The sequence below is a fragment of the Halomonas sp. IOP_14 genome (genome assembly GCF_021021315.1).
Taxonomy (GTDB): Bacteria; Pseudomonadota; Gammaproteobacteria; order Pseudomonadales; family Halomonadaceae; genus Vreelandella; species Vreelandella titanicae.
Window position 1 is genome coordinate 22,431 of sequence record NZ_JAINWD010000016.1, and the last position, 13,653, is coordinate 36,083.

12 protein-coding genes are annotated in these 13,653 nt (G+C 55.7%); all 12 read right to left on the reverse strand.

Annotation, left to right across the window (positions count from 1 at the left end):
* Positions 1 to 3 precede the first annotated feature (3 nt).
* Positions 4 to 726, reverse strand: coding sequence for an SPOR domain-containing protein (locus tag K7H09_RS13000; RefSeq protein ID WP_155705909.1), 723 nt, complete (start codon positions 724 to 726; stop codon positions 4 to 6).
* Positions 713 to 2,071 (reverse strand): bifunctional tetrahydrofolate synthase/dihydrofolate synthase, encoded by a 1,359-nt coding sequence (folC, locus tag K7H09_RS13005; RefSeq protein ID WP_230804829.1) that lies wholly within the window; start codon positions 2,069 to 2,071, stop codon positions 713 to 715. Before folC ends, K7H09_RS13000 begins: the two co-directional genes overlap by 14 nt.
* A complete protein-coding gene (gene accD, locus K7H09_RS13010) occupies positions 2,049 to 3,068 on the reverse strand; it encodes an acetyl-CoA carboxylase, carboxyltransferase subunit beta (RefSeq protein WP_041158510.1) in 1,020 nt (339 codons plus the stop codon). The genes folC and accD overlap by 23 nt, the downstream gene beginning before the upstream one ends.
* Before the next feature lie 94 nt (positions 3,069 to 3,162).
* Entirely contained in the window at positions 3,163 to 3,966 is an 804-nt protein-coding gene (gene trpA, locus K7H09_RS13015) for a tryptophan synthase subunit alpha (RefSeq protein ID WP_230804831.1), read from the reverse strand.
* A 24-nt stretch (positions 3,967 to 3,990) separates the two neighbouring features.
* A complete protein-coding gene (gene trpB / locus K7H09_RS13020) occupies positions 3,991 to 5,178 on the reverse strand; it encodes a tryptophan synthase subunit beta (RefSeq protein WP_171051224.1) in 1,188 nt (395 codons plus the stop codon).
* Positions 5,179 to 5,367: 189 nt separating this feature from the next.
* A complete protein-coding gene (locus K7H09_RS13025) occupies positions 5,368 to 6,006 on the reverse strand; it encodes a phosphoribosylanthranilate isomerase (RefSeq protein ID WP_027957483.1) in 639 nt (212 codons plus the stop codon).
* Positions 6,003 to 6,941: a tRNA pseudouridine(38-40) synthase TruA gene (truA, locus tag K7H09_RS13030; protein WP_022523217.1), complete on the reverse strand. Its 939-nt coding sequence runs from the start codon at positions 6,939 to 6,941 to the stop codon at positions 6,003 to 6,005. The genes K7H09_RS13025 and truA overlap by 4 nt, the downstream gene beginning before the upstream one ends.
* Positions 6,942 to 6,950: 9 nt before the next feature.
* Positions 6,951 to 8,771 (reverse strand): type IV pilus assembly protein FimV, encoded by a 1,821-nt coding sequence (locus K7H09_RS13035; protein WP_230804833.1) that lies wholly within the window; start codon positions 8,769 to 8,771, stop codon positions 6,951 to 6,953.
* A gap of 180 nt (positions 8,772 to 8,951) precedes the next feature.
* Positions 8,952 to 10,064 carry an aspartate-semialdehyde dehydrogenase gene (gene asd / locus K7H09_RS13040; RefSeq protein ID WP_022523215.1) on the reverse strand — a complete coding sequence of 371 codons (1,113 nt, stop codon included), beginning with the start codon at positions 10,062 to 10,064 and terminating at the stop codon, positions 8,952 to 8,954.
* Positions 10,065 to 10,336: 272 nt separating this feature from the next.
* Positions 10,337 to 11,416, reverse strand: coding sequence for a 3-isopropylmalate dehydrogenase (gene leuB / locus K7H09_RS13045; protein ID WP_230804835.1), 1,080 nt, complete (start codon positions 11,414 to 11,416; stop codon positions 10,337 to 10,339).
* Positions 11,417 to 11,515: 99 nt separating this feature from the next.
* The gene (leuD, locus tag K7H09_RS13050; RefSeq protein WP_230804837.1) at positions 11,516 to 12,163 is read right to left on the reverse strand and encodes a 3-isopropylmalate dehydratase small subunit; all 648 of its coding nucleotides are present in this window, start codon (positions 12,161 to 12,163) and stop codon (positions 11,516 to 11,518) included.
* Positions 12,164 to 12,166: 3 nt separating this feature from the next.
* Positions 12,167 to 13,618, reverse strand: a complete 1,452-nt coding sequence (gene leuC, locus K7H09_RS13055) for a 3-isopropylmalate dehydratase large subunit (protein WP_230804839.1) — start codon at positions 13,616 to 13,618, stop codon at positions 12,167 to 12,169.
* Positions 13,619 to 13,653: the final 35 nt, after the last annotated feature.

A 13,653-nucleotide genomic window follows, 5' to 3' on the forward strand; every position in this document is an offset into this window, starting at 1 on the left:
CGTTTAGTCTCTTACCCGAACAAGCAGGCCCTGCACATTGGCCCGCTCTTTAATCGAGGACATGGCAGACTCCCCCTCCTCAGAAGTGGCATAAGGGCCCACAAAGACAGTGGTCATATTGTTATCGCGCTCACGCTGATAAACAGTAAACCCTTCACCCGAAAGCTGCTCGCTAAGGCGCTGCGCATTACCGGGCTCTCCAAAGCTGCCGACTTGCACCGCCCACTCTCCCTGAGCACTTGCTGAGGGGGTGGATGAGCTAGATGAGGAGCTTTGCGATGAACGTTGTGAAGAGCCCTGTGAAGAGCCTTCACTGCTGTTTTGACCGCTGCCACTATTGCTGGCAATCAGGTCAGCAATAGGGTCGCTATCGGAGGTCGCCGGCTCTTCATCCGGTTCACTGGATCCCGCCGCCTCGGGACTCGAGGGCGACTGATTAGCAGCAGTAATTTGATCGGTTTCCGGCAACCTCGGATCGACGTCAATAGGCATATCGCCCTCTTCATTACGGGGCGCTGACGATAGAGACGGCTCGCCGATGGTTGAAGGCCTTTCCGGTGCAGGAACGTCACGGCGCTCCACTTCAACGGGCTGCTCGATCACAAAGTTCGGCTGGGGACGTTCTTCCCTTGGTGCGGGGTCGCTCATTAGCCACGGCACAAAGATCGCCAGTAGCGCGAGCAGAATCACAATACCGCTAATGCGTTCCGTTTTACCGTATTTCATTTCCGTCTCCATCAAGCGACGCAGCGCCTGTTGGCAGTGGCCGAGCTAACAGTGCCGCTACTGTAAAGAACGACCCGGTGGCCAAGACACGATCATTGGGCGTTAACATGTTAGCGAGCCAATCGACGCCTGCTTGCGGCGAATCAGCACTAAAATGCACCCGCCCTCCCTGAGCTATAATACGTTGCGACAACTCGCTTGCCTGGCAACCTCGCTCTCCGCTCAACGACACGCACACCCAATCACTAATGCGAGACGCTAACGTCTGTATGACACCGTCAATATCCTTATCATTCAACATGCCAATAAGGCCCCACTGCCGACCACCTTCCGGAGGTTGCGGCAAATGGCGAACGACATACTCGGCAGCATGAGGATTATGACCTACATCCAGGCACCAAGGCCCAATCCATTGCAGCCGCCCCGGCAACTGCACAGAACTCAACGCAGCTTGCACGCGCGCCGCTTCCAACCCAAGCCCTGCAAGCACAAGCGCCTGCAAAGCAGTGGCGGCGTTATCGATAGGCAGCCCCGGCTCGGGAAGCTCGTCAATAAAAATGCGTTGACCATCCGGATGCTGCCCCTGCCAGCGCCATTGCGAAGGCTCAGAAGCCATCGTCTGATGGGCAAATTGCTGGCCCAAACAAAACATAGGCGCCGCCAGCACCTGAGCACATTCAGCGACACTGGAAGGTAACGTTTGGCTACCTAGCACGGCGGGACGATTGGCACGAAAAATACCGGCTTTTTCACGCCCAATCTGGGCTAAATCGGTGCCTAAAAAGTTAGCGTGATCCTGAGCAATAGTGGTAACAATGGCCACATCCGCATCAATAATATTGACTGCATCAAGGCGACCACCCAGCCCCACTTCTAGCACCGCAAGATCAAGCTTTGCATTGGCCAAGCACCACAGTCCGCACAGTGTCCCCGCTTCAAAATAGGTCAGGCTGATTTCACTGCCCTGCAATCGTGCCTGCTCAACCCGCTCAAAGCCTTGCACCAGCAGTTGGTCGTCGGCTTCCTGATCATCGATTTTAACGCGTTCGTTGTAGCGCAATAAATGGGGAGAAGTGTAGGTACCCACTCGCCAACCATGGGCACGGGCAACGCTATCAATCATGGCAAGGGTTGAGCCCTTGCCGTTGGTGCCTGCTACCGTAATAACGCGGGGGGCGATGGGGCTTGAAAGCAGCCCCATCCGTTTAGCCACCTGCGAGACCCGCTCCAGGCCCATATCAATCCCTACCGGATGCAGCGTTTCCAAATGCTGGAGCCACTGTTGCAAAGAGTAGAGCGGCAAAGAAGGTGTCTGCAGAGAGTCAGGCATTGCGCGAATGGTCATCACTCTTAACGAAAGTAGTGTCCTTCTTAGGCGCCTCAACTTTCTCGAACGTTACGTCAGCGGTTTCCGCCAAGCTATCTTCCTCAACGATAGGCTCAACGACCTCAGCATCATCAGGATTGGTCGAACTCACCGGCGTTGCGTCGTGGTGGGTTAACTTACGCAGCACACTACCCACGCGGGCACGCATTTCATGACGATGAACGATCATGTCGACGGTACCGTGCTCAAGCAGAAACTCGCTGCGCTGGAATCCTTCTGGCAAGGTTTCACGCACCGTTTGCTCGATGACCCTGGGGCCTGCAAAACCAATCAAGGCATTGGGTTCGGCAATATTCAAGTCACCCAACATGGCTAGTGAGGCTGAAACACCGCCAAAGACGGGATCCGTAAGCACAGAAATATACGGCACACCCGCTTGTTTGAGCTTTTCAAGCGCGGCGGATGTTTTAGCCATCTGCATCAACGAGAAGAGCGCTTCCTGCATACGTGCCCCACCGGAGGCGGCAAAGCACACCAGCGGGATGTTCTCTTCCAGCGCCACGGTAGCGGCGCGAACAAATTTCTCGCCGACCACAGCCCCCATTGAGCCGCCCATAAAGGTGAACTCAAAGGCAACGGCAACGACCGGAAGACCATCCAACTCACCGCGCATAGCGACCAGCGCATCTTTCTCGCCAGTATCTTTTTGCGCCGCAGTCAGGCGGTCTTTGTATTTTTTAGAGTCGCGAAACTTCAACCGATCATTGGGTTCGATTTCCGCCGCGATCTCTTCGCGTTCTGCTTTATCCAAGAACCAGTCCAAGCGTTTGCGTGCCGTCAAGCGCAGATGGTGATCGCACTTGGGACAGACGCTGTTATGTTTCTCTAGCTCAGGGAGGTAGAGAACCGCTTCGCACTTGGGACATTTACGCCAGAGGCCGTCGGGCACGCTAGCGCGACGGTCTTTACGCTGGATGCGACCCATGGAGGGTACGATCTTGTCTAACCAGCTCATATCAAAAAGGCTTCCGTTATACGTCAACGCCTGGCAGAACCAGGCTCGATGAGTGTCGTGAATCTATTCAGTATAGGCGATAAAGCAATTCGCTTTAGGCATCCATCGCCGTATGCATCTCTGCTAATACACTTTTCAACTGGCCCGCAATGGTTTCCGGCGCATCGACACTTTCAGCGATGCGGTTAACCAAAGCGCTACCTACAATCACACCATCGGCGACTTTAGCTACTTCAGCGGCCGTCACGCCATCGCGGATACCGAAACCAACACATAGCGGTAAATCGGTCATCCCCCGCAGCGGCGCCAAGTGCTTGGCCACATCGTCTGCGTTCAGGGTGGCGGCACCGGTCACGCCTTTCAGCGAAACGTAGTAGAGGTAGCCCTCGCCATGGGCGCATATTGTAGCGGCACGCTGGTTAGAAGTGGTAGGCGCAACCAAAAAAATCGCCGCTAAATCTCGCGATTTCAGCAGCGGCCCAATCTCTTCGGCCTCTTCAGGCGGCATATCCACTATCAGCACACCATCAACGCCCACGCTGGCAGCTTGATCGGCAAAGTTTTCGTAGCCAATTCGCTCAATCGGATTCAAGTAGCCCATCAACACAACCGGTGTGGTGGTATCGGTTTGGCGGAACTCTTTGACCATCTGCATAAGGTCGACCAGCCGTGTGCCCTGCTTTAACGCACGCTCACAGGCTTTTTGAATCACCGGGCCATCCGCCATGGGGTCGGAAAAAGGCACGCCTAGCTCAATCACATCGGCGCCTGCTTCCACCAAAGCATGCATAAAACCAACGGTGTACTGAGGTGCTGGATCACCTGCGGTGATGTAAGGAATCAGGGCCTTGCGGCCCTGCTGCTTAAGTTCACTGAAACGCTGATCAATACGGTTCATGCTCGCCCTTAAAAAAAGCTGACCTTAAAATTCGATGCCATCAATCTTAGCTACGGTCATGATGTCTTTGTCGCCACGCCCGGAGAGGTTGACCACAATATGCTGGTCAGGACGCATGGTAGGCGCCAATACCTTGGCATGGGCCAGCGCATGGGCCGACTCAAGGGCCGGCATAATGCCTTCCATGTGGGTCAGCTCGCGAAACGCTTCGAGCACTTCTTTATCGTTAGCGGCCACATAGGAGACCCGCCCCACGTCTTTCCAAAGCGCGTGTTCGGGGCCTACGCCAGGATAATCCAGGCCAGCTGAAATGGAGTGCGTATCCGACACCTGCCCGGCTTCATCTGACATTAAGTAGGTGCGATTGCCGTGGAGCACGCCACGCGGCGCATTGGATGCCAGCGGCGCCGCGTGGCGGCCGGTTTCGACGCCATCGCCACCGGCCTCCACGCCATACATGGCCACGTCGTCATCTTCCACAAAGGGGTAGAACAGACCCAAAGCATTAGAGCCACCGCCCACGCAGGCAATCAGCGCATCGGGAAGACGGCCGATCTGCTCCAGCGACTGGCGACGCGCTTCACGCCCCACCACCGCGTTGAAATCGCGCACCAGCAGCGGATAAGGGTGCGGGCCCGCCACGGTACCGATGATATAGAAGGTGTTGTCAACGTTGGTGACCCAGTCACGCAGCGCTTCGTTCATGGCGTCTTTGAGGGTGCGGGTACCGGACTCTACCGGAATGACCCGAGCGCCCAGTAGGCGCATACGGTAAACGTTAAGCTTTTGGCGCTGTACGTCTTCAGCCCCCATATACACGTCGCACTCAAGCCCTAGGCGAGCAGCAACGGTCGCCGAGGCAACGCCATGCTGGCCCGCCCCGGTTTCAGCGATAATGCGTGGTTTGCCGGTTTTTTTGGCCAGCAGTGCCTGACCAATGGTGTTGTTTACCTTGTGAGCGCCGGTATGATTCAGATCTTCCCGTTTCAACCAAATCTGTGCGCCCCCAAGACTCGCCGACCAGCGTTTGGCGTGGTAGAGCGGCGATGGACGTCCCACATAGTGGGCAAGATCGTAGTCAAATTCGGCCTGAAAATCGGGGTCATCACGCAGGCTTAAGTACGTTTTCTCCAACTCTTCCAACGCAAAGCTCAGGGTTTCTGACACAAACCGACCGCCGTAAGGGCCAAAATGACCACGGGCATCCGGCATTCGGGTCAGATCGCTGAACTTGGTTTTTGGTGTAGGCGTCGCAGAAACAGTCACAGGGATACCTCACAAGATCGCCAGAGCAGGCAAACAATAAATGAATCGACGTAAACACGTAGCTCGATAAAATACCCATAAGCAATACGCATAAATTACACAAAACTAGGCTTACATAAACTTATGCCGGGAACGCTAGTGGGTGTCGGCTAACGCCACATGACGCACGAAAGACGCCATTTTGTCAGCATCTTTACAGCCGTGAGAGGCTTCAATACCACCGGACACATCCACTGCATAAGGCGCTACCTGACGCACAGCGTCAGCAATGTTATCAGCACTCAGCCCACCGGCGAGGATAACAGGTTTTGCAAGATTTGCGGGAATTCTAGACCAATCAAAGGTCTCCCCCGTGCCCCCCGGCGTCCCCGGTCGATACGCGTCTAGCAGCAGCGCCTGAGCATGATGATAGCGCTCTGCCTCATGGGTAAGATCTATCTCATCGCGCATGCGCAGCGCTTTCATCCAGGGTAGCGAAAAGCGCTGGCACTCATCGGGCGTTTCATTGCCATGAAACTGAAGCATATCGAGATAGGGCAAGCACTGCTCAATGAGCTCAGCAGGCTGGTCGACAAACAGCCCCACGCGGGTCACAAAGGCAGGCACGCGGGCAGAGAGCGCCGCCAGTTGTTCGACATTCACGCTGCGCGCACTTTTTGGCCACATCACGAAACCCAAGGCATCCACGCCCAGCGCCACGGCGAGGTCAATATCCTCACCACGCGTAAAACCACAGAACTTTATTCGGGTGCGGGTTTGCGGAGCAGCACTCATGACGACGCCTCCTGTTTAGGGGTAGCTGCCGGGTTACACAACGAGCGATTGCGTCGATAGGCCACCCGTGGCGTATCAGGAAGCTCGCGCTCTCCCGTCCACTCTCCAGTAAATGAGAGCAGATGCGGCCCCAACGGCTCTTTAGGCAGATCAAAGCGCTCATCGTAGACCGAATCGACAAAATGCAGCCCGCAGGCGGGTGCCGTCACATCCCCTTTGCGACGGTTTTTAAGCGCTAAAAGTTCACCAATATAAGCTTCATCTTGGGCACCGCGTCCGACGCTCACCAGGGCCCCGGCAATGTTGCGAATCATGTGGTGTAAGAACGCGTTGCCTTGAATATCGATCATCACCAGTTGGCCGTAGCGCTTTACGTCCACAAAGTGCATATGTCGCCAGGGGGTTTTGGACTGACACCCAGCGGCACGGAAGCTGGAAAAATCGTGCTCGCCTACCAGCGCCTGGGCGGCCCGGTGCATGGCATCGGCGTCTAACGGGTCACGGCACCAGGTCACATTGGCCCGCTCCAATACAGGGCGGCTGATCTGGTTCAACAGCACGTAGCGGTAGCGGCGCCCCAGGGCGCATAGGCGTGAATGAAAGTCATCGCCCACTGGTTTCACCCAGCGTACAGCAACATCGCGGGGCAAATGGGTATTAGCGCCAAAGATCCAGGCTTTTTCGGAGCGCCCTACCGGCGGGTCAAAGTGGACGATCTGACGGGTCGCATGCACCCCCGAATCGGTGCGCCCACTGGCATTCACCCGGATAGGCTCATTGGCCACCTTGGACAGCGCATCCTCTAACGATGCCTGAACCGATGCGGCGTGGTTTAAGCGCTGAAAACCGCAGTAGCGGGTACCGTCGTACTCGATCCCCATTGCCAAGCGGCCGGTAAGCGGAATTTTCTCATCGAAGTGATAGAACAGCGTCATCAAGCCACATCATTTTGAAGATTTTGAAGGATCGCTATTATCCAGGCCTCGCGGCTTGAATGCTACCTCTTCAATTTCCCACTCCTCTTCAACTGGCCTACGTGGCTGTTTCGCGGGAGGCACCGGTTCGGCATGCGACTCACTGAAGAACTCCACCGTGGGCTGCATTGGGGTCTCGGTGCGCTGACCATCATGGGTGGGTGAAGCGCTGTTTAAGATCGGCGGGTGGTAATCGATAAAGCGATGGCCTGGATCCTCAGCTGTTTCAGAAGGCTTGTCGGTTTGCTGCACATGAGCATTAGCAGCCGCAGGCTCAGAAGCAGGCATACCGGCACGGATAGAAGCCAGCAATTGGCTCATGGGCATAGAACTCGGCGGCGGTGCTAAAGAGACATTTTGAGAACGGTCAGCGGAAACAGCGTGTAGCTTCAGCCTCCGCTGACGCCCCTGCTCAGCGAGTCCCGATGCCTGACTTTTTTCATAGCGAAGGGGGTCGTCTTGCGATGGCGTCTGCCCTTTATCGTCGACCAGCCACTGATCGGTATCTAATGTCGGCGCGGCGTTAGTGGCAAAAGCATCGGTCTCAGCCTTGGGTTCTACGCGAGGCGAAGCCGCTGGCTTAACCACGGGTTCAGCCAGCGGAATGTCTTCCCAGGTCTCCTCTCGGCGCTTACGTAACCATGCCCACAGCACTAGCAGCAGTGTGATGGCGGCCAAAGCCAACGTCCACTGGTAGCGCTCAATTACGCCAGCCACACCCGGGCTATTCGTCTCGTCCATGCTCGCCATGAGTGGCGCTGGAGATTGCTCTTGAGCAGCCAACGTATCGCTTAGCGCCTGCGTTAGGGAGGCAACCCCGCCACGCAGCTCGTCAAGTTCTGCGCGCATCAACTCACGCTCTTCGAGAACCTGCTGTAATGTCGCTTGGCTTAGGTGCAGTTGCTCGGTCAGCTCCGAACGCGTTATTGCTTCAGGCTCGTCGACTTCTTCTTCAACCCCAGCTTGGTCGGCGGCTATGGAGGTAGCAGAAACAGGCGTGGCGGCTTCAACCTTCGGTAGCATTACTGTTTGCAATGAGCCAGGGCGGCGTTGCTGCCAGGCTTCATTCATCGCTTTGATAGCAGCATCGGCATCACCGTGAGAGCGCGCCAGAATGCGTTCAGAATTAGGCACCCGAAGTGTTTGCTCTGCACGCATGTCATTTATATTGCCCGATGGAAAGACCTCAGAGTTGGCCTCCAGCAGCGCCAGCATCATCTGCTGTACGCTCACCTCGTCAGGTTTAATACGCTCGGCAACGCTCCATAGGGTATCGCCGCTCCCCACATAGGCACTCGATGGCGGCGTCGAACTGGGCTGAGCAAGCGGAGACGTGACGGCACTGCTTACTGCTGACGAGCTGGGGGCAGCATTTTGAGCAAGCGCTTGATTCTGAGCATAGCCTTGGGGATCAAACAGTAGTGTTATGTCGCGAAACTGCTGCCCGTCTGGAAACTCCACCGTTAACAGCAAATCAAGCCAGGGCTCCTGCATCGTTTTATCAGAGCTTAAGCGTACCTGTCGGCGCCCCTGCTGCTCTTGAATCTGGACGCGCACGCTGGCCGCTAATGGCGTCCATTCAAGGCCTGCTGAGGCAAAGGCTGGAGGCTCGGCAACGCTGATATGAATCTCGTCGAGGGCGTAATCACTGCTTTCGAGCAGAGGGATCGAAGCATCTAAAGGCGCATCCAGATATGAGCTGACACTCGCCTGCCCAAGACCAACGGCCAGCGCAATCGGACTTACTGCACTCAACGAGAGCCATGCAATCCATGTCAGTGATTTTTTCATGAATGTTCCCTGATCACCTACTTACTTTTAACGACTGATACCAAATAATTTTACTAAGTCTTTTTTGTCATAACTTAACGAAATAACGGTGTTATTCCCACTATCAAGATGACTAGCCGCAAAAAAAACGGGAAGCTGCGAACAGCTTCCCGTTTTCGACTGGCGTACAACAATAAACAATTACTGTTCGCGAAGAATCTTCAACATACGCTTCAGCGGCTCTGCGGCGCCCCACAGCAACTGGTCACCCACGCTAAATGCCGAGAGGTATTCGCCGCCCATTTGCAGTTTACGCAGGCGCCCAACCGGCACTTGCAGCGTGCCAGTGGCAGCCGCAGGCGTTAGGCCAGCAATGGTGGCGTCTTTATCGTTAGGAATCAGCTTGACCCACTCGTTGTGCTTGGCGATGCGATCTTCGATCTCATCCAACGGCACATCGTGCTTCAGCTTGATAGTAAACGCCTGGCTGTGCGAACGCATCGCACCGATACGCACACACAGGCCATCGATGGGAATCGGGTTGTTGTCGAGCCCGAGAATTTTATTGGTCTCAACGCTGCCCTTCCACTCTTCGCGGCTCTGGCCGTTGTCTAGCTTGGTATCGATCCATGGCAGCAAGCTACCTGCCAGCGGCGCGGCAAAGTTATCGGTCGGGAAGTCACCGCTGCGCATGGCAGCCGTTACTTTGCGGTCGATATCCAGAATCGCGCTTGACGGATCTTTTAGCTCTTCGCCGACGCTGTCGCGCAGTTGGCCCATTTGATTGAGCAGCTCACGCATGTGCTTAGCGCCCGAACCAGAAGCCGCCTGATAGGTCATGGAGGTCATCCACTCGACCATATCGGCTTCAAACAGACCGCCCAAGCCCATCAGCATTAGGCTCACGGTACAGTTGCCGCCCACAAAGGTTTTAGCGCCCTTGGCTAGCTGGTCATCGATGACCTTGCGGTTGACCGGATCCAGCACGATAGTCGCTTCATCTTCCATGCGCAGGGTACTGGCGGCGTCAATCCAGTAGCCCTTCCAACCTGCACTGCGAAGATCTTTATAAACTGGCTTGGTGTAGTCACCGCCCTGGCAGGTGACAACAACATCCAACGCTTTGAGCGCTTCAATATCAAAGGCATCTTTCAGCGGAGGTACGTCGACACCGATGTCGGGGCCGGGCTGGCCTACCTGGGAGGTGGTGAAGAACACCGGCTCGATGCCGTTGAAATCACCATCTTCCTGCATGCGCTGCATCAGCACTGAGCCCACCATGCCGCGCCATCCCACGAAACCGACTTTCAACATATAAAGTCCTCCTGCAAAGAATGAGTACTCACATTATACACACTTCTTTACGGTGATTTTGAAGCCGCACTGAACGGCTAATGTTAATGACTGAGCAAACAAAGGCGCCGGGGATAGGTCGTAGAGGGGGTCATTTGCCATGGCCATGAAATGCGTCCATGCAATCACGGCATTTCCGCCATCCATGGCGGTCAGTGGCAAATGTAGCGCCCAGGGAGGGGTTTACAGCGCCCCCTCGTAGACCTATCGCCGGAGTAGCCCGGCGACTTTACTCACTGCTTAGCAAACGCAGCCAACACCGCATCGCCCATGGCATCGGTACCGATGGTCTGCATACCTTCAGAGGCAATATCCGCAGTGCGCAGACCGTCATCCAGCACGCTGCCGACGGCGGCTTCAATACGCTCCGCCATGGCATTTTCACCCAACGAATAACGCAGCATCATGGCCACCGAAAGCATCATGGCCAGTGGGTTAGCTACATTCTGGCCGGCGATATCCGGCGCGCTACCGTGGCATGGCTCGTACATGCCCTGCCCGCTTTCGTTTAGCGAAGCAGAAGGCAGCATACCGATGGAGCCGGTCAGCATAGCGGCAGCGTCAGAGAGAATGTCGCCAAACATATTGCCAGTCACCACCACGTCAAACTGCTTGGGTGCGCGCACCAGCTGCATGGCGGCGTTATCAACGTACATATGGGAAAGCTCAACGTCCGGGTATTCCGGCGCTAAACGCTCCATCACTTCACGCCACAATATGGTCACTTCCAGCACGTTAGCTTTATCTACTGAGCAAAGTTTCTTGCCACGCTTCTGGGCCATCTCGAATGCGACGCGGCCAATACGCTCAATTTCGCTTTCAGAATAGATATAGGTGTTAAAGCCGACCCGCTCGCCGTTGCGCTCTTCAATGCCACGGGGCTGGCCGAAGTAGATACCGCCGGTGAGTTCGCGGACGATCATAATATCTAGCCCAGCCACCAGTTCCGGCTTCAGACTAGAGGCGCTGGCCAACTGCGGGTAGAGCATTGCCGGGCGCAGATTGCCGAACAATCCAAGGTTTTTACGCAGCCCCAGCAGGCCTTTTTCAGGACGCTTGGCGAGGTCTTCAATTTTGTCCCACTTTGGGCCACCCACGGCACCCAGCAAAATAGCGCTAGCGGCTTTGGCTTTCTCCAAAGTTTCCGCGGGCAGCGGCTCGCCGTGTACATCATAGGCAGAGCCGCCCACCAAACCTTCGTCCACTTCAATATCCAAGCCCGCTTCTTGGCACGCCTTCAACAAACGTGCCGCCTGGGCGGCAATCTCGGGGCCAATACCGTCACCCGGTAGCAGTAATACCTTATGAGTCATGCTGATTCCTTAACATGTTATCGAGCGACTTTGGCCGCTTTGCGCATTGCAATGGGGTTGCAACGCGCTATCAAACTTACTGTGAAAACTGGAAAGCGTTTAGGCAGACTGCCGGAACAACCAGGGGCGCGCAGCTTTATGCTTCTGCTCAAAAGCACGAATGGCGTCTTCGTCTTTTAGCGTCAGACCAATATCGTCCAGCCCTTCCAGCAGGCAGTGTTTGCGGAACTCATCCACTTCAAACTCTAAAATCTCACCGCTCGGGGTAATGACCCGCTGGTTCTCCATGTCCACATCCAACTGGTAGCCTTCATTGGCATCCACCTCGGCAAACAGGCGATCTATTACATCTTCTGGGAAGGTAATCAGCAAAATGCCGTTCTTGAACGAGTTGTTGTAGAAGATATCGGCAAAGCTAGGCGCAATCACTACCTTGAAACCGAAATCTTCCAGCGCCCAAGGCGCGTGTTCACGAGAGCTGCCGCAGCCAAAATTGCGCCGAGCAAGTAGCACTTCCGCGCCTTTGAAACGCGACTGGTTCAAGACGAAATCAGGGTTCAGCGGGCGCTGTGAGCAGTCCTGCCCCGGCTGGCCTTCATCCAAGTAACGCAGTTCGTCAAACAGGTTAACGCCAAAGCCGGTGCGCTTGATCGACTTCAAAAACTGCTTCGGGATAATCAAGTCGGTGTCGACGTTGGCGCGGTCAAGGGGTGCTACCACGCCTTCAAAACGTTCAAATTTTTTCATGGTTTAGGCCTCCTGAGCGTGAGTGGCGTCGTTAGCGGGCAAGGTGCGAACATCAACAAAGTGACCGGCAATCGCCGCTGCCGCTGCCATGGCCGGACTGACCAAGTGCGTGCGGCCACCGTAACCCTGGCGCCCTTCAAAGTTTCGGTTAGAAGTAGAGGCGCAGTGTTCACCGGCACCCAGCTTATCCGCGTTCATGGCCAAACACATGGAGCAGCCCGGCTCTCGCCACTCAAAACCTGCTTCAATAAAGATCTTATCCAAACCTTCCGCCTCGGCTTGACGCTTCACCAAGCCAGAACCCGGCACCACCATGGCCAGCTTGATGGAATCAGCCACTTTCTTACCTTTGGCGACTTTGGCGGCTTCGCGTAAATCTTCAATGCGCGAGTTGGTGCAGGAGCCGATAAAGATTTTATCCAGCTTGATATCAGTGATTTTCTGATTGGCGTGAAGGCCCATGTACTCTAAGGCACGAGTGTGGCTGCGCTGCACGGTTTCATCCAGCGCAGCGCTGGGATCAGGCACTTGGCCGGAAATACCGGTGACCATTTCCGGGCTGGTGCCCCAGCTCACCTGTGGCTCGATCTCTTCAGCCTGCAAAGTAACCACTTTATCGAACTGCGCATCGTCGTCAGACACCAGATTGCGCCAGTCCGCCACGGCGGCTTCCCACTGCTCTGCCGTGGGCGCGAAAGGACGCTTGGCAAGGTAATCAATCGTGGTGTCGTCCACGGCGATCAAACCTACTCGTGCGCCCGCCTCAATAGCCATGTTACATACGGTCATGCGCCCTTCCATAGAAAGCGAAGCGATCGCGCTACCGGCAAATTCAATGGCATAACCAGTACCGCCAGCGGTGCCAATCTTGCCGATAATCGCCAGCACCACATCTTTTGCTGTTACGCCCAGGCCAAGCTCACCTTCCACGCGCACCTGCATATTCTTCATTTTTTGCGCCAGCAAGCACTGGGTCGCCATTACATGCTCGACTTCCGAGGTACCAATACCGTGGGCCAAAGCGCCAAAGGCACCGTGGGTCGCGGTGTGGGAGTCGCCACACACCACGGTCATTCCTGGCAGCGTTGCGCCCTGTTCGGGGCCAACTACGTGCACGATGCCCTGGCGCGGGTCGTTGATTTTGAACTCTTCGATGCCGTACTCAAGGCAGTTGTCGTCCAGGGTTTGCACCTGAATCAGCGACACCGGGTCTTTAATACCGCTGTTGCCCTCAGCGCGCTCTTTAATGGTCGTCGGCACGTTATGGTCAGGCGTGGCCAAGTTGGCATCTAAACGCCACGGCTTACGATTAGCTAAACGCAGGCCTTCAAACGCTTGAGGCGAAGTCACCTCGTGAAGCAGCTGGCGGTCGATGTAGATCAACGCGGTGCCGTCATCACGCTGCTTGACCAAGTGCTGATTCCAGAGTTTGTCGTAAAGGGTTTGACCTGACATGTGGCTCTCCTGGGCAGTGCCCTGCTAGTTCGGTA